The organism is Pseudomonadota bacterium, assembly GCA_016719885.1.
Classification (GTDB): Bacteria; Pseudomonadota; Gammaproteobacteria.
Genome location: JADJYF010000013.1, coordinates 18,812 through 40,500 on the forward strand (window position 1 = coordinate 18,812; position 21,689 = coordinate 40,500).

Annotated in this window: 22 protein-coding genes, 1 tRNA gene and 1 pseudogene; 11 read left to right on the forward strand and 13 right to left on the reverse strand. The window is 66.5% G+C overall.

The genetic code is table 11. From position 1 onward, the window contains the following. Window positions 1-21: 21 nt before the first annotated feature. The 6 genes from rplI to rnr form a co-directional block, all read right to left on the reverse strand. Entirely contained in the window at window positions 22-486 is a 465-nt protein-coding gene (rplI, locus tag IPM80_14440; protein ID MBK8959587.1) for a 50S ribosomal protein L9, read from the reverse strand. A 55-nt stretch (window positions 487-541) separates the two neighbouring features. Then, a complete protein-coding gene (locus IPM80_14445; protein MBK8959588.1) occupies window positions 542-1,393 on the reverse strand; it encodes a hypothetical protein in 852 nt (283 codons plus the stop codon). A gap of 94 nt (window positions 1,394-1,487) precedes the next feature. Further along, window positions 1,488-1,712 carry a 30S ribosomal protein S18 gene (locus tag IPM80_14450; protein ID MBK8959589.1) on the reverse strand — a complete coding sequence of 75 codons (225 nt, stop codon included), beginning with the start codon at window positions 1,710-1,712 and terminating at the stop codon, window positions 1,488-1,490. A gap of 17 nt (window positions 1,713-1,729) precedes the next feature. After that, window positions 1,730-2,185, reverse strand: a complete 456-nt coding sequence (rpsF, locus tag IPM80_14455; protein MBK8959590.1) for a 30S ribosomal protein S6 — start codon at window positions 2,183-2,185, stop codon at window positions 1,730-1,732. 115 nt (window positions 2,186-2,300) lie between these two features. Then, window positions 2,301-3,059 (reverse strand): 23S rRNA (guanosine(2251)-2'-O)-methyltransferase RlmB, encoded by a 759-nt coding sequence (rlmB, locus tag IPM80_14460; protein MBK8959591.1) that lies wholly within the window; start codon window positions 3,057-3,059, stop codon window positions 2,301-2,303. Next, window positions 3,059-5,179, reverse strand: a complete 2,121-nt coding sequence (rnr, locus tag IPM80_14465; protein MBK8959592.1) for a ribonuclease R — start codon at window positions 5,177-5,179, stop codon at window positions 3,059-3,061. Before rnr ends, rlmB begins: the two co-directional genes overlap by 1 nt. Before the next feature lie 148 nt (window positions 5,180-5,327). On the opposite strand from rnr, the gene IPM80_14470 reads away from it, so the two are divergent. Next, window positions 5,328-5,415, forward strand: a tRNA-Leu gene (locus tag IPM80_14470). A 158-nt stretch (window positions 5,416-5,573) separates the two neighbouring features. Here the strand turns inward: IPM80_14470 and IPM80_14475 are convergent. Beyond that, on the reverse strand, window positions 5,574-6,020 hold the full coding sequence (locus IPM80_14475) for an acetylacetone-cleaving protein (protein MBK8959593.1): 447 nt from the start codon (window positions 6,018-6,020) through the stop codon (window positions 5,574-5,576). 134 nt (window positions 6,021-6,154) lie between these two features. Here IPM80_14475 and IPM80_14480 point away from each other — a divergent pair. The 5 genes and pseudogenes from IPM80_14480 (at window position 6,155) to IPM80_14500 (ending at window position 10,198) form a co-directional block, all read left to right on the forward strand. Continuing rightward, window positions 6,155-7,298: pseudogene (locus IPM80_14480) on the forward strand (N-acetyltransferase). Continuing rightward, entirely contained in the window at window positions 7,295-8,140 is an 846-nt protein-coding gene (locus tag IPM80_14485) for an NTP transferase domain-containing protein (GenBank protein ID MBK8959594.1), read from the forward strand. Before IPM80_14480 ends, IPM80_14485 begins: the two are co-directional and overlap by 4 nt. Further along, window positions 8,133-8,906: an aspartyl/asparaginyl beta-hydroxylase domain-containing protein gene (locus IPM80_14490; GenBank protein ID MBK8959595.1), complete on the forward strand. Its 774-nt coding sequence runs from the start codon at window positions 8,133-8,135 to the stop codon at window positions 8,904-8,906. The genes IPM80_14485 and IPM80_14490 overlap by 8 nt, the downstream gene beginning before the upstream one ends. 88 nt (window positions 8,907-8,994) lie before the next feature. Then, window positions 8,995-9,753, forward strand: coding sequence for a phosphocholine cytidylyltransferase family protein (locus IPM80_14495; GenBank protein ID MBK8959596.1), 759 nt, complete (start codon window positions 8,995-8,997; stop codon window positions 9,751-9,753). Window positions 9,754-9,757: 4 nt separating this feature from the next. Then, the gene (locus tag IPM80_14500; GenBank protein MBK8959597.1) at window positions 9,758-10,198 is read left to right on the forward strand and encodes an HIT family protein; all 441 of its coding nucleotides are present in this window, start codon (window positions 9,758-9,760) and stop codon (window positions 10,196-10,198) included. A 5-nt stretch (window positions 10,199-10,203) separates the two neighbouring features. Here IPM80_14500 and IPM80_14505 read toward each other — a convergent pair whose 3' ends face one another. Continuing rightward, on the reverse strand, window positions 10,204-10,689 hold the full coding sequence (locus IPM80_14505; GenBank protein MBK8959598.1) for a hypothetical protein: 486 nt from the start codon (window positions 10,687-10,689) through the stop codon (window positions 10,204-10,206). 73 nt (window positions 10,690-10,762) lie between these two features. On the opposite strand from IPM80_14505, the gene lptF reads away from it, so the two are divergent. After that, on the forward strand, window positions 10,763-11,818 hold the full coding sequence (lptF, locus tag IPM80_14510) for an LPS export ABC transporter permease LptF (GenBank protein ID MBK8959599.1): 1,056 nt from the start codon (window positions 10,763-10,765) through the stop codon (window positions 11,816-11,818). A 28-nt stretch (window positions 11,819-11,846) separates the two neighbouring features. Continuing rightward, complete coding sequence (gene lptG, locus IPM80_14515) at window positions 11,847-12,908, forward strand: LPS export ABC transporter permease LptG (protein MBK8959600.1); 1,062 nt, start codon at window positions 11,847-11,849, stop codon at window positions 12,906-12,908. A gap of 2 nt (window positions 12,909-12,910) precedes the next feature. Here the strand turns inward: lptG and IPM80_14520 are convergent, their stop codons facing one another. After that, window positions 12,911-13,783, reverse strand: a complete 873-nt coding sequence (locus IPM80_14520) for a metallophosphoesterase (GenBank protein ID MBK8959601.1) — start codon at window positions 13,781-13,783, stop codon at window positions 12,911-12,913. Between the two features lie 77 nt (window positions 13,784-13,860). Between IPM80_14520 and IPM80_14525 the strand changes: the two genes are divergently transcribed. From IPM80_14525 to IPM80_14535, 3 genes are read left to right on the forward strand one after another with little or no spacing between them, the layout of a single operon-like run. Further along, window positions 13,861-15,045, forward strand: coding sequence for a CDP-alcohol phosphatidyltransferase family protein (locus tag IPM80_14525; protein ID MBK8959602.1), 1,185 nt, complete (start codon window positions 13,861-13,863; stop codon window positions 15,043-15,045). Beyond that, window positions 15,038-15,940 carry a hypothetical protein gene (locus tag IPM80_14530; GenBank protein MBK8959603.1) on the forward strand — a complete coding sequence of 301 codons (903 nt, stop codon included), beginning with the start codon at window positions 15,038-15,040 and terminating at the stop codon, window positions 15,938-15,940. Before IPM80_14525 ends, IPM80_14530 begins: the two co-directional genes overlap by 8 nt. Continuing rightward, window positions 15,940-17,256 carry a lipopolysaccharide biosynthesis protein gene (locus IPM80_14535; GenBank protein ID MBK8959604.1) on the forward strand — a complete coding sequence of 439 codons (1,317 nt, stop codon included), beginning with the start codon at window positions 15,940-15,942 and terminating at the stop codon, window positions 17,254-17,256. Before IPM80_14530 ends, IPM80_14535 begins: the two co-directional genes overlap by 1 nt. A 1-nt stretch (window position 17,257) precedes the next feature. Here the strand turns inward: IPM80_14535 and IPM80_14540 are convergent, their stop codons facing one another. The 4 genes from IPM80_14540 to IPM80_14555 are packed head-to-tail and all read right to left on the reverse strand — an operon-like array spanning window position 17,258 to window position 21,425. After that, window positions 17,258-18,463, reverse strand: a complete 1,206-nt coding sequence (locus IPM80_14540; protein MBK8959605.1) for an aminotransferase class I/II-fold pyridoxal phosphate-dependent enzyme — start codon at window positions 18,461-18,463, stop codon at window positions 17,258-17,260. A 5-nt stretch (window positions 18,464-18,468) separates the two neighbouring features. Beyond that, on the reverse strand, window positions 18,469-18,714 hold the full coding sequence (locus IPM80_14545) for an acyl carrier protein (protein MBK8959606.1): 246 nt from the start codon (window positions 18,712-18,714) through the stop codon (window positions 18,469-18,471). Window positions 18,715-18,742: 28 nt separating this feature from the next. Further along, a complete protein-coding gene (locus IPM80_14550) occupies window positions 18,743-19,678 on the reverse strand; it encodes an NAD(P)-dependent oxidoreductase (GenBank protein MBK8959607.1) in 936 nt (311 codons plus the stop codon). Further along, window positions 19,671-21,425 (reverse strand): fatty acyl-AMP ligase, encoded by a 1,755-nt coding sequence (locus IPM80_14555; GenBank protein MBK8959608.1) that lies wholly within the window; start codon window positions 21,423-21,425, stop codon window positions 19,671-19,673. The genes IPM80_14550 and IPM80_14555 overlap by 8 nt, the downstream gene beginning before the upstream one ends. Window positions 21,426-21,689: the final 264 nt, after the last annotated feature.

The window sequence follows — 21,689 nt, forward strand, 5'->3', positions numbered from 1 at the left end:
AAGCTTCTCCAGGTGGCGTCACTACGCCGCGCTGACCCCGTCTTCCGGCACGACCTTGACCTTGACCGTGGCGTTGACGTCGGGATGCAGGTGGATTTCGACGTCGAATTCGCCAATCTCACGCAGCGGGCCGTCGGGCAGGCGCACTTCGCGCTTCTCGCACTCGGCGCCTTGCGCAACGATGGCTTCGGCGATGTCGAGCGTGCCGACCGAACCGAACAGCTTGCCTTCGGCGCCGGCCTTGGCGGCGATGGTCAGCAGCATGTCGGTGAGCTGCGTGGCGCGCGCCTGGGCGCGGCCCAGGGCATCGGCCTGCACGCGCTCGAGTTCGGCGCGCTGTTCCTCGAACTTCGCGACGTTGTCGGCGGTGGCCGGCACTGCCTTGCGGTTCGGGATCAGAAAATTGCGGCCGTAGCCCGGCGCGACGTTGACCTTGTCGCCCAGGTTGCCGAGCCGGTGAATCTTTTCCAGCAGGATAACTTCCATCACATCGTCCTCAATCGAATCTTCGTCACCGTGAGCCGGCGCGGTGCGCTCCGCGTTACGGCTGTCGTCCTCGCCGCAGACGGCGCAGGTCGACGATATTGTCCGCAAGTCCCGTGGTCGCCAGGATCGGCCCGGCCACCTGCGGCACCAGCATGAGCATCACGTAGAGGGTGACGAGCCAGGCGCCGGCCAGACCTCTCACGCGAGCCAGGAAGTGGATGACTGCAAGCCCCTGCAGGGCAAACAATACCACCAGTAATACACAAGCGTCACCGGCAAGGGCGAGCAGCAACATGCCCTTGTCGTCGGACGCGTAGGCGAGCGCCGATGCGCCTGCCAGCACGGTCAGAGCGCGCGGCAGCGCCAGTTCGCGAAACTCGGAGCCGAAGCCTCCCGGGTTGTACAACTCCGCCTGCCACCAGCGCGCCAGCAATATCGTGCCGGCAAGCAGCACGAAGCCCGCGACCATGGTCCAGCCATGCATCTGGCCGGCGATGAAATCCATCTGCTCGGCCGTGAAGCGCGCGCCGGCGTCCTTGCTCATCAATTCAAAGAACGGCTTGAGCGTCTTGCGCCAGAACTGCGCGACATCTCCGACCGACACTCGCATGGTCGCGGCGGCGGCCAGCACCATCAGCGCCGCCAGCTGCAGCGGCCAGTCCTGCGCGCGCCTGGCGCGCAGCACGATGGCCAACAACCACGCCGGCCCCCAGGCCAACGCCGCCAGCGCCAGGGCCTGGGTCAGACCTTGGCCCAGGCCCAGTCGCACCACGACCAGCAGGCCGGTGGACAGCGCGGCAATCTTGAAACCTTCGCGTGCGCCGAAGCGCAACGTGGTCAGGGCGATGATGGCGCCGGCGGGGATCAGCAATATGCCGAACACCATCGACGCCAGGGCCATCGCCACGGCGCAGGCCGCCGCGAAAGTCGGCCCGCGCATCGCCAACCGAGCGAGTCCCCGCACGGGGCGCGCTCAACCAATCAACCCGTGAAACGAGCGATTAATGCGCGTCGCAGTAGGGCAGCAGCGCGAGAAAGCGCGCACGCTTGACCGCGATCGCCAGCTGACGCTGGTAGCGGACCTTGGTACCCGAGATGCGGCTCGGCACGATCTTGCCGTTTTCAGTGATGTAGGCCTTGAGGGTGGCGAGATCCTTGTAGTCGATCTCGGTCACGCCATCGGCGGTGAACTTGCAATAACGCTTGCGGCGGAAAAATTTGGCCATGGTGTGTGCTCCCGGCGTCAGGCGTCCTGCGACTCGGTGGTCGCGGTCGCTTCGTTGTCTGCATCATCGTTGTCGGCCTGCGCCGCATCGCCACGCGGCGGACGACCTTCGCGCGAACGGCGACCGCGCTCATCGTCGCGCTCCGACTGTTCGTCCTTGGCCTGGGCGATCGGCGAGGGCGTGGTGACCGCACCGTCACGCACGATGACGAGATTGCGCAACACCGCGTCGTTGAAGCGGAAGGCGCTGTTCAGTTCGTCCAAGGTCGGCGCGTCGCACTCGACGTTCATCAGAACGTAGTGGGCCTTGTGGACCTTGTTGATGGGATAGGCCAGCTGGCGGCGGCCCCAGTCTTCGAGGCGGTGAATCTTGCCACCGCTGGACTCGATCATGGAACGATAGCGGTCGACCATGGCGCCGACCTGCTCACTCTGGTCAGGGTGGACCAGGAACACGATTTCATAATGACGCATTGTGCGCTCCTCATGGATGAAGCTTCCCGACCTGGCGGTGAAGCAAGGAGTTGGCCCCGCCGGAGCGAGGGGCGCGTATTGTAGGCGGAGCCCCGGGCCCGGTGCAAAGCTTAATTTAGCGGCCGTCCGCGAGCGCGCGCTGGCGCCGCGCTTCGAACAGGCATACCGCCGCCGCGGTCGCGACATTGAGGCTGCTGACCTGGCCGTGCATGGGAATGGTGACCAGCTGATCGCAGCGCTCGCGGGTCAGGCGCCGCAGGCCCTCCCCTTCGTTGCCCAGCACCAGCGCGCTGGGCAGGGTGAGGTCGGCCTGGTAGATGGGAATGGCGCCGTCCTGCGCCGCACCCAGGGTCCACACCCCGGCCTCGGCCAACATACGCAGGGCGCTGGCGAGATTGGCCACCGCCACCAACGGGACGCTGTCGAGGGCGCCGCTGGCGGTCTTGGCCACCACGCTGGTCAGGCCGGCGGCGCGGTCGCGGGTGAAGATCACCGCATCGACCCCGGCGCCGTCGGCGGCGCGCAGGCAGGCGCCGAAATTGCGCGGGTCCTGCACGTTGTCCAGCACCAGCAGCAACGCCGCGTGGCCTTGCGCGGCGGCGCGCGCCAGCACGGTCTTCAATTCGACGGTGGCCGGCGGGCGGCGACGCAGCACCACCCCCTGGTGATGGTCGTCGCCATACAGGCGGTTCAGGCTCGCCTGGTCGAGGCGCTGCACCGACACGCCGAGCGAGCGCGCCCGCGCTTCGATGTCGCGCGTCGCCTCGCTGTCGTGATCGCGGCGCAGCCACAGTTCCAATACGTCGCCGCCGGCCCGTTCGAGGGCCATGCGCGCGGCATGCAGCCCGCCGATGACGAGATCGCGCGCCGCCATCAGCGCCGCTTCCTGCGCGCGCGACGCGCTTCGCCGCGCCCTTCGTCGACCAGCCGGAAATCGATCTTGCGTTCATCGAGGTTGACGCGCGTGACGCGCACCAGCACGGCCTGGCCGATGCTGAACTCGCGGCCACTGGCGCGACCGCGCAGCGCATGGCGCGCGGCGTCGTACTGGTAGTAGTCACCGGGCAATTCGGTGACGTGCACCAGGCCTTCGACGAAGATCTGGTCGAGTTCGACGAACACGCCGAACTCGGCGACGCCCGACACGATGCCGGCGAACTGGTCGCCGACCTTGTCCTGCATGAATTCGCATTTCAGCCACGACACCGCGTCGCGGGTCGCTTCGTCGGCGCGTCGCTCGGTCATCGAGCACTGGCTGGCGAGCTCGGCCATGCGCTGCTGCGCGTCGTCGCCGACCGGTTCTTCCAACAGCGCCGCCTTGATGGCGCGATGCACGGCCAGGTCGGGATAGCGTCGAATCGGCGAGGTGAAATGGGTGCAGGCCTCGAGCGCGAGGCCGAAGTGGCCGTGATTTTCCTCGCTGTAGACCGCGAGCTTGAGGCTGCGCAGCAGCACGGTGTCGATCAGGCGCTTGTCCAGGCGTTCGCGCGCGGCGAGCAGTATCGCGGCGAAATCAGCCGGCTCCGGATCGCTGCCGAGGCTGAACGACAGCCCGAGTTCACGCAGGAACTGGCCGAGCGCCTCGATCTTTTCGGCGGCCGGCGCCTCGTGCACCCGGTACATGCCGGGCTGCTTGCGCTTCAAGAGGAACCTGGCGGCGGCGACGTTGGCGGCAATCATGCATTCTTCGATGAGCTTGTGCGCATCGCAGCGGCTGCGCGCCTCGACGCGTTCGATCTTGCCGTTCACGCCGTAGATGAAACGCGGCTCGACGGTGTCGATGTCGAGCGCGCCGCGCACTTCGCGACGCTGGCGCAGCACCTCGTAGAGTTCGTACAGGCACACGACGTTGGCCGCCACCGCCGACGAGTCGGCGAGCGGCACATCACGCGCGCCGCGATACCAGTCTTCGACTTTTTCGTAGATCAGCCGCGCGTGGGAGCGGAACACCGCCGGGTAGAACTGCGCGCGACGCACGTCGCCGCTTGCGTCGATGTGGAGTTCGCACACCAGGGCGAGGCGCTCGACGCCGGGATTGAGTGAACAGATGCCGTTGGAGAGCTTCTCCGGCAGCATGGGGATGACGCGGTCGGGAAAGTACACCGAGGTGCCACGATGCAAGGCCTCACGGTCCAGCGCCGAGCCCGCTTGCACGTACTGCGAGACGTCGGCGATGGCCACGTACAGCACGAAGCCCTTGGCGGTGCGACGCGCAAACACCGCGTCGTCGAAATCGCGCGCATCGGCGCCATCGATGGTGACCAGCGGCAGTTCGCGCAGGTCGCGACGCGCGGCGTGATCGGCGGCGCGCACTTCGGTGGGGATCGCGGCGGCTTCATCGAGCACCGCCTGCGGCCATTCGGCGGGCAAACCGTGGCTGCGGATCGCGATCTCGATTTCCATGCCGGGCGCCATGTGCTCGCCCAGCACTTCGCTGACACGCCCGATGGGCTGGCTGCGCTGATCGGGCTGCTGTTCGATGGTGGCGACCACGATCTGGCCGTCACGCGCGCCCAGCGAGGCGCCTTCCGGGATCAGCACGTCCTGGTTGATGTGCTTGTTGTCCGGCACCACCACGCCGATGCCGCGATCGTGGAAATAGCGGCCGACGATGAGGGTGTTGGCGCGCTCCAGCACTTCGACGAGGTTGCCGTAGGGCCGCCCGCGCTGGTCGTAACCGGCCAGGCGCACCAGTACCTTGTCACCATGCAAGGTGCGACGCGCCTCGCGCTCGGCGAGGTAGAGGTCGTCGCCACCCTTGTCGGGACGCACGAAGGCAAAGCCATCGCGGTGGGACAGCACGCGGCCGGCGACCAGGTCCATGCGGCTGGCCAGGCCGAAACGCTCGGCACGGTTCTGGATCAACTGGCCATCGCGGGTCATGGCCAGCACGCGCCGTTCGAGCGCGCCGAGCGCGGCGCGTCCGTGGACGCCGAGATGGGTGGCGATTTCGTCGAGGCGGCGGGGCGAGGCGAGATCCTCGAGCGCTTGCATGATCGCGACCCGTGACGGCAGGTCTTCGACGTGTTGATGGACGGGCTCGCGTTCGCGCTCGGAACGTGAAGATTTATTTTTGTTTGGAGAACTTGCTCTACGACGCATTGACTCGCTCAGGTGGGTTCGATTAGATTGCGCACCTCTTGCCGAGGTGGCGGAATTTGGTAGACGCGCTGGTTTCAGGTACCAGTGGGGGAAACCCCGTGGAGGTTCAAGTCCTCTCCTCGGCACCAACGACGGGTATCTTCTCACACCCGTCGGATTCGCCCTAGAACTCCCGAGTTGCCACTGCCATCGCCGCGTACGCGGCGTGATGCATGCGCGCCGCGTGCACTGATGATGGCTTGGCAATCACCCGCAACCCGCGGGTGATTGCGCATTTGAGCGTGGCTCAGGCCTGGCCGGTCTGGGACGCCCACAGGCCTTGAGCCTGCTCCCATCCCACCACCGCGCGCGGGCTGCCGTCGGCATTGATGAACTGCAGCGGCCCGAGGAAGGTCATGTAGAACTCGCTCGGCTCAGGGAAGTAGGTCTTGTCGTGACGCGCGCCGCAGGACTCGTAGCCGTAGCCCAGCGCCAGGGCCGTCGCGCCGCCCTCGTCCACGCCACCGCGCACTTCCATCTTGCCCTTGGTCAACAGGTATTCGCCCGGCCCGACGTGGATATGGCTGGCGAAGGACGAGCCGGTGGGGCAATCGAAAATCGCGGTCCAGGCGCCCAATTCCGGCGACACATGCAAAAGCTTCCAGCGGATGCCGCCTTCGGAGAAGGCCTCCGGAAAGGGCTGCCATTCGAGGTTCTGGATCTGAACGTATTCTTGCGGAACTAGCGGTTTCATCGGGCTCCCCCTTGGAATGAATGGCGGAGTATAGACCGCGCGCTCGGCGCCACGACACGACAGCCGCCCAAGGTTTCCTCACCGCCATGCATTGGCTACCATGCGCCGGGTCTCAGCGCGCGTCAGGTAACAACATGGCTTCATCCGGCTCCGGCAGCCTGACCCTCTCCCCCGTCACCGACAAGCAGACTCTCGACGATTTCGTCAACGTGCCATGGACGGTGTTCGCCGGTGACCCGAATTGGGTGCCGCCCTTGAAAATGGAACGCAAGGATGCGCTCGCGCCCAAGCACCCGGTGTTCAAGCATCTCGAGTGGCAGGGCTTTGTCGCCTATCGCGACGGCCGCGCGGTGGGCCGCATCTCGGCCCAGGTCGACCGCCTGCATCTCGAGCGTTACGCCGATGCCAGCGGTTTTTTCGGTTTTCTCGACGCGCAGGACGATGCGGCGGTGTTCGACGCCCTGTTCGCGCGTGCCGAAGACTGGCTGCGCGGTCGCGGCATGACGCGCGCGCGGGCCGTTCAGCCTCAATATCAACCAGGAAGTCGGCCTTTTGGTCGAGGGTTTCGACACCCGGCCCTATTTCATGATGGGCCATGCGCGGCCCTATTACGGCGCCCACGTCGAACGCCAGGGTTATGCCAAGGCCGTCGACGTGTTCGCCTATCTCATCAGTTCGCACTTCCAGCCGCCGCCGGTGATGGCATCGCTGTTCGAACGCCTGAAACGTCGCGTCAACATTCGTCCGCTCGACACGCGGCGCAAGGACGCCGATCTCGACACCGTGTGCGACATCTTCAACGACGCGTGGGCCGACAACTGGGGCTTCGTGCCGTTCACCCATGACGAATTTCGCACCATCGGCCACGAGATGCTGATGCTGATCCCGCCGAATTTCATCCAGATCGCCGAGATGGACGGCGAGGCGGTGGCGTTCATCGTGTTGCTGCCGAACCTCAATGAAGCGATTGCCGATCTGAACGGCGAGCTGTTGCCTTTCGGTTGGGCCAAGCTCATCAAGCGGCTCAAGTTCGGCTACCCGACCACCGCCCGCATTCCGCTGATGGGCGTCAGGCGCAAATTCCATCACACGCGTTTCGGCCCGGGCCTGGCCCTGTCGGTGGTCGAGGCGCTGCGCGAGCCGGGCAAATCGAAGGGCGTGAAGGAAGTCGAGATGTCGTGGATCCTCGAGAACAACGAGGCCATGAAGAACATCATCGACATCCTCGGCGGCCGCCAATCGAAGCGCTATCGACTGTACGAGAAAGCGCTCAAGTGACCCGCGCCGAGCGCAACGACACGCAGCCGTGGTTGCCGCGCGCCGGCGCCCGCGATCCATCGCTGCCGTGGCCGGCCGTGGTGCTGGCCGGCGAACGCCCGGGTGGCAACGCCCTCGCCCGCGCACATCACCTGCCGGCCGGTGTGCTGGTGCCGGTGGCGGGCAAAGCCTGCCTGGCGCGTGTCATCACCACCCTGCGCGCCAGCCACAACGTCGACGGCGGCCTGCTGGTGGGCCCCGCGCAGGAAGTCGTCAAGGACAACGACGTGCTGCGCGAACTGCTGGCCATCGGTGATTTCCGCTGGCTGGAGCCGCTCAAGGGGCCGTCGGCGAGCGCGCTGCGCGCGGCGAGCGCGCTCGGCAAGTATCCCCTGCTGCTGACCACCGGCGATCACGCGCTCCTGGAAGCGGGCGTGGTGGACCGCTTCTGCGCCGCGGCCGCCGCCAGCGGCGCCGACTTCGTGGTCGGCCTCGTGCCGCACGCCGTGGTGCGCGGCCGCTTTCCGCAATCCAAGCGCACCGTGCTGCGCTTCAGCGACAGCGCCTGGTGCGGGTCCAACCTTTTCGCGCTGCGCACCCACGCCGGACGCCACGCACTTGAGCTATGGCAAGCGCTGGAAGCGGATCGTAAGCGACCATGGCGCATGGCGAGTCGCCTGGGCGCCGGCCTGCTGTTGAAATACCTCAGCGGCTCGTTGAGCCTGGCCACGGCACTCGCAACCTTGTCGGCACGCGCCGGCTGTCGCATCGCCCACGTGGCGGTGGACAACGCGCGCGCCGCGGTGGATGTCGATACGAGCGCCGATCTCGCGCTCGCCGAGGAGATCTTGAGCAGTGAATGACACCGTCGCGCCGGGCGCGCATCGCAAAACCTGGGTCCGGGCCCTGGTGCACAAACTGGGCAAAGCCTTCCTGCGATCGGTGACCGATTTCCAGGGCCGCCATTCGCTGATCCCGGCCACGCCAGTGCTGCCCAACGAAACCTTCGACTGGATGCCGCGCCTGGCGGCGGGCACCGCCGCCATCCGCGCCGAGTTCGACGCCGTGTGGCAACACCCCGAGGATATTCCGTCGTTTCACCAGATCGCGCCCGACCAGGCGCGCATCTCCAAGGGCACCAACTGGAAGACCTACGCGCTATACATCTTCGGCCAGCCGGTCAGCGACAACTGCCAGGCCTGCCCGCAGACGGCGGCGCTGCTGGCCAGCATTCCGGGCCTGCTCAATGCCTGGTTTTCGATCCTCGCGCCCGGCTACCACATTCCGCCACACAAGGGCCCGACCCGCGCGCTGGTGCGGTGCCATCTCGGCCTGCGCGTGCCGGAGGACTACAAGAACTGCTGGATCCGCGTCGACCAGGAGATCCTGAACTGGCGCGAAGGCGAACTGATGCTGTTCGACGACACCTACGAGCACGAGGTGCGCAACGACACCGGCGAATTCCGCGCGGTGCTGTTCATCGACATCGACCGGCCGATGGACACCGTCGGCACCTGGTTCAATGCCTTCGTGCTGCGCCTCATGCAGGCCACCCATTACGTGAAAGACCCGCTGCGCAACCTCGCCGACTGGAACCGCCGCGTGGCGGCCAAGCGCGGCGCGCCCTGAGCGGGTCCCGGGTCGTCGCCCCGGTGCTTTCGTGCTAGAGTCGCCGCGCCTCGGCGAGGCGCCACGAAATTTCCGGAAATCCAGTCAAATGAAAGCTCTCATCCTGAGCGCGGGCCAGGGCCGGCGGCTGTTGCCGCTGACCGCCGACAAACCCAAATCGGCGCTGCCGGTGGCCGATCGCTCGGTGCTCGAGTGGCAGTTGCACGAGATCGCGCAGTGCGACGTCGACGAAGTGGTGGTGGTGACCGGTTTCGCCGCCGACGTCATTGAAGACATCGTCGCGCGCCAGACCCTGGTGCCCACCCGCACGCTCTACAACCCGTTCTTCGCGCAATGCGACAACCTCGGCACCTGTTGGGTGGCGAAGCCGGAAATGCAGGGCGATTTCATCATCATCAATGGCGACACCCTGTTCGAGGCCGCCATCCTGCGCCGCCTGTTGGCCAACGACGTCGGCGCGGCCGTGACCCTGGTGACCGACAGCAAGGCCAGCTATGACGACGACGACATGAAGGTCATCGTCAGCGATGGCCGTCTGCGTCGCGTCGGCAAGCAGCTCGATCGCGCCCAGGTCAACGGCGAATCGATAGGCATGATGGCCTTCCGGCGCGAAGGGCCGGCGCGTTTCGCCGCCCAGCTCGATTACATGATGCGCCACGGCACCGGCTTCAAGCAGTGGTACCTCGCGGCGGTCGACCAACTGGCCGATCAGGATCTCGTCGCGACCTGTCCCATCGACGGCCTGTCGTGGTGCGAAATCGACGACCGCGCCGATCTCGAGCGCGCCGCGTCGGTGATCGCCACCTGGTATCCGTCCCCCGCCGCGTCGGCCGGCAAGGCAGGATGAGCGCATGAACGCCACCATGGGCAAGTTCGGTTACCCCGCGTCGCTGGTGGCGGAATACGCGCACTGGGTGGTGTTGCTGCGACCGCAGCAGGTCACGCTCGGCGCGCTGGTGTTGGTGTGCAAGGAGGCGGTGACGAGCTTCGGTGCGCTGTCGGCGACGGCGGGCGCGGAGCTGGTGGCGGTCAGCAAGGATATCGAGCAGGCGCTCGGCGCCGCCTTCAGCCACGACAAGATCAACTATCTCATGCTGATGATGGTCGACCCGGACGTGCACTTCCATGTGCTGCCGCGCTACGCGGCAACGCGTGCGTGCGCCGGCCAGGACTTCACCGACGTGGCGTGGCCGGGACCACCGCGCCTCAACGAAATCAACGCCACCGACGACGCCACCAACGACACCATTCGCGCGAGCCTGCGCTCGCACTGGCCGTCGCGCGGCGCCTGAGCGCGCTACTTCTTCTTGCGGTGAGGCGTGGTCACGACCTTGACCCGCCCATGGGTGCCGGCTTCGAAGGTCTTGCGGTCCAATGAATAACGAATGGACTCGCTGCTGATCGATTCCTTGCCTTTGATGATGGTGGCCGCGCCTTCGAGGCGCATGAGCTTGGCGCGCGGATCGAAATCGAGATGCGTGCTTTGCCCTTCCAGCGGCTGGCTCGGATCGTCACCGGTGACGATGATGCGCGCCGGCGCGCCCTCCACCACCACGCGACTGGGATCTCCGAGCTTGCCTTCGACGCGCGCCGTGTCGGCATGGATGCGCCAATGCGAGCCGCGCAGTTGCAGGTCGCCGCGGATGAACATCACGTCGCCGTTGTCCGATTCCCACGCTTCCTGGGCGCGCGCGATGACGGTGTCCGCGAGGTCGTGCGCATCGTCGGCGCGGGCGCCCACGGCAAGCAGCGCGAGGCACAGGCACGCACTCACGCCTTGCACGGCCCGCCTACGCTGCCCATGATACCGGCTGCCGCCGACCCGGACGCCGTTCAAACTCGTTGACCTGACCATCGTGGTGCTCGATCGCTACCTGTTACGTGAAATCGGCGCGAGCTTCGCGGCGGTTGCGGCTGCGCTGACGGTGGTGTTCCTGGCCTATAGCCTGACCCGCTTTCTGACCGATGCCGCCGGCGGTTTGTTGCGCGCCGACGAGGTCGCGCTGCTGACGCTGTACAAGTCGATCATCGCGCTCGAAGTGCTACTGCCGCTGGCGCTCTACTTCGGCCTCATCGTCGGCTTCAGCCGCTTGAACAGCCATGCCGAGCTGACCGCCATGCAGGCCTGCGGCTACGGGCGGCGGCGCCTGCAACGGCCGCTGTTCCTGTGCAGCCTGCTGCTCGCCACCGCGGTCGGCGCATTTTCGTTCACGGTCAGGCCGTGGGCCTACTCTGCGATGTTCGAACTGAAGGCGCAAGCCGACGCGTCGTCCGAACTCGATCGCATCAAGGCCCAGCGCTTCTACCTCTACGACGCCAACAACCGCGCGGTCTACGTCGAGCACATCAGCCGTGACGGGCGCGCGCTGTCCGGCGTGTTCATTCGAGAACGGCGCGGCGAAGGCGTGGTGGTGATGTCGGCGCCGAGCGGCACCCTGCACCCCTTCGCCACACCCGACCGGCATCGCCTCACCCTGGCGGACGCGAGCATCTACAAGAACGTGGCCGGCGGCTCGGATTTCTACGGCAATTTCGCCACGCTGACGCTCTCGATCAAGGCCGCACGTACGCTCGAGCGCGAATACCGCACCAAGTCCGAGCCGACCGCCGCGCTGCTGCTTTCGCACGACCCGCAAGACCGCGCGGAGCTGCAATGGCGCTTGTCGACCGCGTTGTCCACGCTGCTGCTGGCGCTGGTGGCGCTGGGCCTGGCCGAGACCCGTCCGCGGCAGTCGCGCTTCGCGCGCCTGCCGATAGCGCTCGGCGTGTACGCCATCTACTACAACCTGCTCGGCCTCGGTCGCACCTGGGTCGAACATCAATGGGCGCCGAGCATCTGGTGGGTGCCGGCGCTACTGGCGGCGGCGCTGCTGGTGATCTGGCACTCGACACCGTTCGCGCGCAGCCATTGAACGACAGCCATCCAAACGACCCGACGCCATGACGCTCATCGACCGCTACATCGTCATCAATTTCCTGAAAGCGGCGGCGGTGGTGCTGGTCCTGCTGCTGGTGCTGTTCAGCTTCCTGGCCCTGACCGATGAACTGGACGAGGTCGGCCAGGGCAGCTTCACCACAGTCGATGCCATCGCGGTCGTGATCCTGACCTTGCCGACGCGCATCATCGACCTGCTGCCGGTGACCGCGCTGCTGGCGTCGGTACTGGGTCTCGGCGCGCTGGCCAATCACGGCGAACTGTTGGCCCTGCGCGCCGCCGGCATGTCGCCGTGGCGCATCGCGCGCGGGCTCTTGATGCTGATGGCGATGGTGGTGGTGGTGGCCATGGTCGCGCGCGCGACGCTCATTCCGCAGGTGGAACGCCAGGCCCAGGAATACCGCTCCAAGACCTTGCCGCAGACCGCGCTCGGCGGCGCCGAGTTCTGGAGTCGCCACGAGAACCGCTTCATCCGCGTTGGCGGCGTCGACTTCGGCCGCATACCGCGTGACATCGAAATCTATGAGCTCGGTGTACGCGGGCGCCTGCAACGCCTCCTGCAGGCGCACAAGGCCGACATCGTCGACGACCGTAAATGGCTGCTGCACGACGTCGAGGAACGCGTGCTGGGCGAAGACTCGGTGCAGCACAAGCGCATGGCCACGCTGAGCTGGCAGAGTTTCCTGACGCCCGAACAGATGGCGACGCTGATCGCGCCGGCCCATGCGCTGTCGGTGTTCGACCTTTACGCCTACATCCACGAAATGGAAGGCTCGGGCGTCGACACGCGCCGCTACCAGGCCATGCTATGGCAACAGCTGGCGCTGCCGACCGCGCTGTTCGCGATGACCCTGCTGGGCTTGCCCTTCGTGCTGGCCAGCCTGCAAAGCCGCACGCCGGGCCTGCGCGTGGTGCTGGGCGGCGCGGCGGGCATCGGCTTTTATCTTTTCGATCAGATCACGAGCCATCTCTCGACGCTGCTCGACCTGCCACCGGCGCCGACCGCGCTGGCGCCGTCGGCGCTGCTGCTGTTGCTGGCGGTGATCGGCATCAGCCGCACCGCCTGACATCACAACACCGGCACCGACCAGCGCTCGCGCTGGTGGAGCATCATGACGCCCTCGGCGCTTTCGCACTTGAGCGCGCAGTCGACCTGCCAGGTCGCACCGTCACGCCGGATCTCGAACACGCGGTAGGAGGCGGGATTGCGCGCGACCGCGCTCGAGGCCGGCGCCGACACCATCACCCGCATGCGCTCATCGACCACCCGTGTGGCGTTGTGATGCAGATGACCGTGCAGCACCAGTTCGACTTGATGCCGGCGCAGCAGCGCGGTGAGTTCGACGGCATCGGCGAGATCCTTGCGCGCCGGCGCCTGCCCGGGCAGGGGCGCGTGGTGCAGCATCACGCAGCGGAAACGGCCCGACGATTGCGCGAGCATTTGCGCCAGTGACTCGAGCTGCGCCGCGCCCACGCGTCCGCCGGCCGACCACCACGGCATGGGCTCGGCGGAGGACAGGGCGATGACCGAGATCTCGTCACGCTCGACCAGGCGCGGGAAGTGTGCGCCCTCGTCGCCGTGCAGGTAGGCGGACCACTGCTGTTCGATGCCGAGCACGGTGTCGGCGCGGTAGCAATCATGATTGCCGGGCGCCAGCACCACCGGCTGGCTGACCGCCAGGGTGTCGAGCCAGGCGCGCGCTTCGACCAGCTCCGAGGCGAGGCCGATGTGCACGAGATCACCGGTCACCAGCGCCAGGTCGGCGCCCTCGCCACAGGCGGCGCGTGTCACGCGCGCGAGCGTTTCGGCGCGCAGGTGGTGTCGCCGTTTGCTCCACCAGGACAAAAATCCGAGACGGCGCTTGCCGCGCAGGCCCCACGGCGAAACGTCACCGAGAGAACTCAGGTGCGGGTCGGTAAGATGCAGCAGACGAACGCTCACAAGCCTTTACCGAGGATCTCTGAAGTTTCTATAATTCAAGGATTTACTCAACGAAAATCGAGGGCGCAGTATATCCCATGGCCAGCATCGCCTGCATACTCGGAGACCATCCGCTGCGCTTGTGGGGATTGAGTTCGCGTGAACGCCTGACGCGCCAACTACGCGCCGCTGGCTTCACCACCATCGTCACCGAACTCGGCGCCGTGAGCGCCACCGACACCGTGCTGCTGGTACACGCCGGCTACCTGTTCGAGCAACGCACCATCAGCGCCCTCGCCAGGCAGCAAGATGCGTTGCTGGAATGCCCACGCGATGGTGGCCTGGCGGGCGCCATCGCGAACGGCGCGCGCGCCGCCGAATTCGCCGCGGCCCTGACCACCGCCAGCGCGACGCGCCCGACGGATGCGCGTCTTCTGCGACCGGCCGAGCTCGAACATTACGACGACCATCTGCGCCGTGTCGAACCGCCGCTGCTGGAACCGATGCGCGAAGAACAGCGCGACGCGCTGGAGAGCGTGCTCTACGGCAACGCCTACAAGGGCATCACCGATCTCGTCACCAAGTGGCTGTGGCCGCGCCCCGCGCGTCGCGTGGTCGGCTGGTGCGCGAACGCCGGCATCACGCCCAACATGGTCACCGTCACCGGCCTGCTGCTGGTGCTGGCCGCCACTTGGCTGTTCGCCCATGGCGCATTCGTCAGCGGCCTCGCATGCGGCTGGCTGATGACCCTGCTCGACACCGTCGACGGCAAGCTCGCGCGCGTCACGGTGCAATCGAGCAAGCTCGGCCACTGGCTGGACCATGGCATGGACATCGTCCATCCACCGTTCTGGTACGTGCTGTGGGGCACGGGACTCGGCGCCAGCATCGCGCCGGACACCGGGCAGCTGATGGTGCAATTGATCATCGGCGGCTATATCGCCGGGCGCGCGTTGGAAGCGCTGTTCCATGCGCTCGGCAGTTGCAGCATGTTTGCCTGGCGTCCCTTCGACGCCTATTTCCGCCTGGTCACCGCGCGGCGCAATCCCTGCCTCATCATCATGACGGCATGCGTGTTGGCGGGTCGCCCCGACTGGGCTTTCTACGGTGTCGCGCTGTGGACCGCCGGCAGCAGCGCGGTGATGGCCTTGCGCCTCGCCTACGCCACGCTCGAACGCCTGCGTCATGGTCCCTTGCGCTCGTGGCTGACCGACCCGGCGGCCGCCACCGTGCACGCACAGGCCTATCGCACTTTCGCCGGCACCCGCGGTGCCTATGGCTGAGTCGAGCGCGGGCAGCGTCAGCGAAAACGATCCGACGCTTGCCGCTTTCGTCGAGCACTTCGCCGCGCGCTTCGGCGCGCACCTCGTCGCGGTGCTCGCCTATGGCTCCTACCTGCGTGGCAAGCGCGACACGGTGCTTGATTTCTACGTTCTGCTGGACAGCTACGCGGCGCTGCCGCGCCTGCAAGGGCTGGCCAACCGCGCGCTGCCGCCCAACGTCTATCACGTCACGCTCGGCAGCGGCGAGGCACGCCAGGCGGCGAAGTTCGCGACCGTCACGCTCGAGCATTTCGCGCGGTCGATCGAGCACGACTTCCACTGCTATTTCTGGGCGCGCTTCGCGCAACCCTTCGTGGTGCTGTTCGCGCGTGACGAGGTGGTGCGCGAGCGGATCGGCAAGCTCGGCCTCGCGGCCGCGCGCCGCGTGCTCACCAGCAGCATCGCCAGCCTGCCGGAGACCTTCGACAGCGAGACGGCGTGGCGCCATGCGTTCACACTGAGCTATGGCGCCGAACTGCGCGCCGAGGATCCGGCAGCCGCGGCGCGCCTGTACGCCTGCTACGGCGACACGCTCGATGCGCATCTCGCTGCGCTGGCCGGTGAATTCGGTCTGGTACAGGACGACGCTAAGCGTTGGCGCCATACGCCCTCAGCGCTCGCCGCCACGCGCCTGCGGCACGAGTGGCAACGTCGACGCCGGCTCGGAAAGTTTCTCTCGGTGGCGCGCCTGCTGAAGGCCGCCTTCACCTTCAACGATCCGCTCGACTACGTGGTGTGGAAAGTCGCGCGTCACTCCGGCGTGGTCGAAGAGCCGACCCCTTTGCAGCGTCGCCATCCGCTGCTGTTCGGCTGGGGCGTGCTGTGGCGGCTGTACCGGCGCGGTGGTTTCCGCTGATGTTGCGCGACTGGTTGCAAATACCGGCGCTGAAACGCGTCCTGCAGAATTTCATGGTACTGGCCAGCGGACGCGCCGCCGGCGGCGTACTGGGCTTCATCGCGACCCTGCTCAGCGCTCGCGCGCTGGGGCCCGAAGACTTCGGCGTGGTGGCGATGATCAGCGCCTACGTGCTGGTGGTGCGCGGCTTCTGCAACATCAAGCCCTTCGAGGCCATCGTGCGCTATGGCGTGGCGCTGGCGGACGATCACGATCTGGAGGGACTCGCGCGCCTGCTGCGCGTGTCGCTGGCGCTCGATGCCGTCAGCGCGCTGTCCGGCACGATGATCGCGGTGCTGGTGGCCTGGCTTGGTGGGCCGCTGATGGGCTGGTCATCGTCGACCACCACCGTCGCCATGGGGTACAGCCTGATCCTGCTGGGCTCCGGCACGGCGACGGCCAGCGGCTCGTTGCGCATCTTCGATCGATTCGATGCCATCAGCCACGTACAGGTGTTTTCCAGCGTGTGGCGCCTGGCCGGCGTGGTGCTGGTCACGCAACTCGGCGCCGCCAGTGTCAGCACCATCGCCGCGGTATGGGCCACCGCGCAGTTCACACAGTACCTCGGCACCTCCTGGTATGGCGCCAGGGTGGTGTTCGCGCGCATGTCGTGGCGGCGCCTGCGCGGCCCGCTGGACCTCGGTGAAATGGGCCGCAGCCATCCGGGCATCTGGAGTTTCCTCAACGTCATCTATTGGCAGGCGACGCTGGATCTCGTGCCGAAATCCCTCGGCACTTTGTACGCCGGTGCGTTGCTCGGTCCACATGGCGCGGCCATGTTCCGCATCGCGCGCGAGTTCGCCAACGTCGTGGCCAAGCCCGCGCTGCTGGTACGCCAGGCCATCTATCCCGACCTGGCGCGGCTGCGCCATCGGCGTGACGACGCCTTCAACAAGGTGGTGGTGAGCATGGCAGCGATGATGGGCATCCCGGCGCTGCTGCTGGCGGTGGCCTCGCTGTGGCTGGGCGCGCCGCTGCTGAAACTGGCGGTGGGTGAGAACTACGTGCCGGCGGCCGGCCTGCTCACCTGGCTGATAGCGGCGGCCACGCTTGAAATGGCGGCCTCGCCCCTGCGCCCGGCCGGCTACGCGCTCGGTTGCGCGAAGGCGATGCTGGCGGTGCAGGTAGTGGCCTCGGTGGTGTTCATCGCCGCCTTTCAGGGCCTGACTCCGGCGCTGGGTGTGACCGGCCCGGGCGTGGCGACGGTCGCCATGTCGCTGGTCACGCTGCTCGGCATGGCCTTCGCGGTGCGGCGCGCGCTCACGCCCGCCGCGTGAATCAGCTCGCCGCGTAGCGTCCGACGCGCAGTTCGCGGCACACGCCGTCGAAGGCGCTGATGATGGCGTCGATGTGGGCCGGCGTATGGGCGGCGGTGATGCTGCAGCGGATCAGGCTGCCGCCATCGGGCGCCGCCGGCGGCAGGATGAGATTGGTGTACACGCCTGCATTGAACAAGCCCTGCCAGCAGCCGAAGGCGGTTTCCCGTTCGCGGAATGAAATGCCCACCACCGGGCTGACATGCGGCCCGAGATCGAGCCCGAGTTCGGCCAGGGCGCCATAGAGGTGATGGGCATTGGCCCACACCTGGTCGCGCAGTTCGGGCCGCGTGCCGAGCTTGTGCAAGGCGACGCGCGTGGTCGCGATTACCGAAGGACAGGGCGAGGCGGTGAAAATGTAAGGGCGACTCGCGTAGCGAAACAACGCCAGTTCCGGGTGTTTGCTGACGCAGAAACCGCCGATCGATCCCAGGCTCTTGCTGAAGGTGCCGACGATGAAATCGGTGTCGGCCTCGACGCCTTCCTGCTCGACCAGTCCGCGCCCGTGGGCGCCGTAGAGGCCGAGCGAATGAGCCTCGTCGACGAACAAGCAAGCGCCGAACTCGCGTTTGACCGCCGCGAATTCGGCCAGCGGCGCGCAGTCGCCGCGGATGCTGTACAGGCCTTCGGCGACGATCAGGGCCGAGCTCGCGCGCTCGCCCAGGCGACGCAGGCGGCTGGCGAGGCTGTCGGCATCGTTGTGCTTGAAGCGGAAGATGTCCGCACCGCTCAGACGGCAGCCGTCGAACAGGCTGGCGTGCGCTTCGGAATCGAGCAGCACCGGATCGCCGGGCGCCAGCAGCGCGGCGAGCGAGCCCAAGTTGGCCGAGTAACCGGTGGAGAACACCATCGCGTAAGGCGTGTCGAAAAACGCCGCCAGCTCTGCTTCCAGCAGCAGGTGATCGCGATAGGTGCCGTTGGCCATGCGCGAGCCGGTGGTACCGGTGCCGCACGCGGCGAGGGCGGCCTGGCCGGCGGCGATCGCGTCGGCGTCGAAAGTCAGGCCAAGATAATTATTGGTGCCCGCCATGATGGTGCGGCGGCCGTGGATGATGGCCTCGGTGGCGCTCACGACCTCCTCGATCACGACGTCGGTCGGATTGAGCGGCAGCGCACTCAGCGTGTCACGGGTTTGGCGCGCGGTCTCGAACTTGTCCAGCAACCCCATCGGATTCAGCCCTTCTGGAGTTTCTTGATGACGCCGGCGAGATCGGCAATGGTCTGCACGTCGGCCAGCGTGGCTTCGTCGATGGCAAGATCGAAGTGGTCTTCCACTTCGCACAGGTACTCGATGACTTGAATCGATTCCAGGCCCAGGTCGCCCACCAGGTTGGTGTCGGGAGACAGCGCCGTATCGGCGTCCAGGCTCTTTGCAAGCAAGCCCATCAATTGCTCTTCGACCGTCTGTTCAGTCATCACGTCGTATTTCCAAGGGCGCACACCCAGGCTATTGGCCAAACAAACGCGCGATGCCGGTGCGCAACGACACCTCTGGCACCCAGCCCGTAACCGCGCGCAGGCGCGAATTATCGCAGAGCCAGCTAGGCTCCGAAAGCTCGCGCACCTTGCCCGGCGTCAACATCGGCGCATAGCGAAACACGCGCGACAGCACGAGATTCGCGCGCGCGATGACGTCCAAGACCGCGCGCGGCACGGGCAACTGCAGCACCGGCATCGCACCCCGCGCACAGGCGATGATGTCCGCCCAGCCATGACCGCCGGCCTGTTCGTCGTCCGGTTCGAACGTCGCGCCGGTGCAGCGATCGCGGTGAGTAACGCACGCCAACACCGCGCGCCCCAGGTCTTCCACGTGCAATAGTGACAGGCGCTGCGCACGCGGTGCGACGATCAGCGCGAGACCGGCCCGAATGGCGCGAAACAGCGGCAGCATTTCCTGATCGCCCGGGCCATACACCGCCGGCGGGCGCAGAATTGTCCAGGGCAATGGACTCGCCCTCAGCACCTGCTCGCCTTCGAACTTGCTGTGTGCGTAATCAGACAGGTGCGGACGGGTGGCTGCAAGTGAGGAGATCAGGACGACGTGCGGCGGACTCGGCAACCGCGCGGCGGCGCGGCATACGTGTCGCAGGCCTTCGATGTTGGCGGCGGCAAAGTCGGCCGGCCCCGCACCGCGCACCGAACCGGCGCAGTAGACGATGACGCTGACGTCCTCGAGCGCCATCGTCAAGGCGCGCTCGTCGTCGAGCTTCAGCAGGCAGCGCTCGACGTCCGGCAGCAGGTGAGCGGCGTGGCGTGTATTCGGTCTGACCAGCGCGCGTACCGGCATGCCGGCGGCGCGTAGTTGGCGTTGCAGCTCGCGACCGATGAATCCCGTTGCCCCGCTCAGGGCGATGGGCGATTTCAGCCGACGGTCTTCATCCATGCGCACCCGCGACCGCGCTGCCGATCACGTTCTGCGAGCGCGCCAGGAAATCCTGCTTGGCCTTGGAACGGGACAGCTTGCCGGACGAGGTGCGCGGCAGGGTGCGCGGCGGCACGAGGTCGATGTGGCAGGTGATGCCGAAATGGGTGTTGATCAGCGAGCGCAGTTCATCGATCAGGCTGCGCATCTTGGCCGGGTTGGTTTCGCGTGACTCGACCACGATCACCACCTGGTCGGTGCCGGCGTCATCGGCGAAGGAGAACGCCGAGACATTGCCGAAGCGTACGCCCGGCAGGCTTTCCGCCACGTACTCGAGGTCGTGCGGCCAGATGTTGCGGCCGTTGACGATGATGACGTCCTTGCGGCGCGCCGTCACCACCACGTGGGAACCGACCCGGTAACCGATGTCGCCGGTATCCAGCCAACCGTCCTCGGACAGCACTTCGGCGGTCGCGGTCGGGTTCTGGAAGTAGCCCTGCATGACGCTCGGGCCGCGCAGGCAGATACGCCCGCACTGGTAGTCTGGCAGGTCGTTGCCGGCGTCGTCGCGGATGGCCATTTCGAAACTGGGCAGGATTTCGCCGCAGTCGACGAAGGTCAGGGTCTCTTCCGGCTTGTCGGCCTTGGCCGCGGACGGGATCTCGACGCGACCTTCGGTCGCCATGATTTCCTTGTCGACCTTGATCGAGCTGATGCCGGCATCGAGTTCCGCGAAGCTGATGGCAAGTGCGCATTCGGCCATGCCGTAGCAGGCCACGAAGGCACGCGGGTCGAACTTGGCGGGTTTGAGCACGTGCGCGAACTGGCGCAGCGGCTCAGGATGAATACGTTCCGCGCCCACGCAGGCCACGCGCCAGGAGCTCAGGTCATAGCGGTCCTGATCGGTCAGGCGCAGACGCTTGGCGCACAAGGCGTAGCCGAACGGCGGGCTGGAGGAAATGGTGCCGCGGTTCTGGGAAATGACCTTCAGCCACAGGCGCGGGCGCATGGCGAAGGTGCGCGGGCTGAGGTAATCGGCCGACAGCTGGCTGCCGAGCGGCAGCAGCACGAAGCCCACCAGGCCCATGTCGTGGTAGAGCGGCAGCCACGCGACCATGCGGTCCTGACGGGTGATTTTCAGACCATGCACGGCGATGTCGCGCAGGTTGGTCATCACGCAGTGTTGGGAGATCTCCACGCCACGCGGAAAACGCGTGCTGCCCGAGGTGTACTGCAAATAGGCAGTTTCGTCGGCGCGCAGCGGCTCGAGTTCGCAGTCGAGTTCCGGCAGCAGATCGAATTCGTCGGGAGTGCCGGCCTTGACCAGGTTCAGGCGCTCGACGGCCTGACGCAGGAAACCGACATGGGATTCGGGGGCGACGGCGATGTCGGCGCCGCAGCTGTCGAGCATGCGCTCGAGTTGTTCGACATAGGCTTTGCGCGCGCCGAGCTGGAAGCCGGCGGGCAGCGCGACGGGAATGTAGCCGGCGTACTGACAGGCAAAGAAAAACCGATGAAACATCGGTTCGGTCTCCGCCACGATGGCGACGCGCGCGCCGCGCTTGCAGCCCAGGCCGCGCAGACGGCGCGCCAGGGCTTGGGCCTGGATGCGCAGCTCGGCGTAGCTCAGAACGGCAAACAGCTCACCACGTCCATCGTAGAAGTTGTATCCAGCCTCGCCTTGGGCGGCATATTCGAGCGCGTCGATCAGGGTCGCGAAATCGGCGTTGCGCAGCGGCAATATGTTGTTGATTATCGTGGCTTTCATCATGATTCGAGTTGAATTGTACGGACTGAATCGACAAACCCGAGCGAGACTGGGTTGCCCCCCCTGACGCAGCGGCCGAGATTATAACCGGTTCGTAACATTAGTGAGATAGTTAAATTAAACCCGCAATATCTAGACAAAATGCCGCTGACCGGCATCGTCCTCCCCAGAACGATGCACGAGGCAAGGTGTTCGGTGCTGCTTCCCCCATTCCGGGGCCGATTTTGCCCCCTAGTTAGCACTTCGTGCAACGCGTTTGTCATG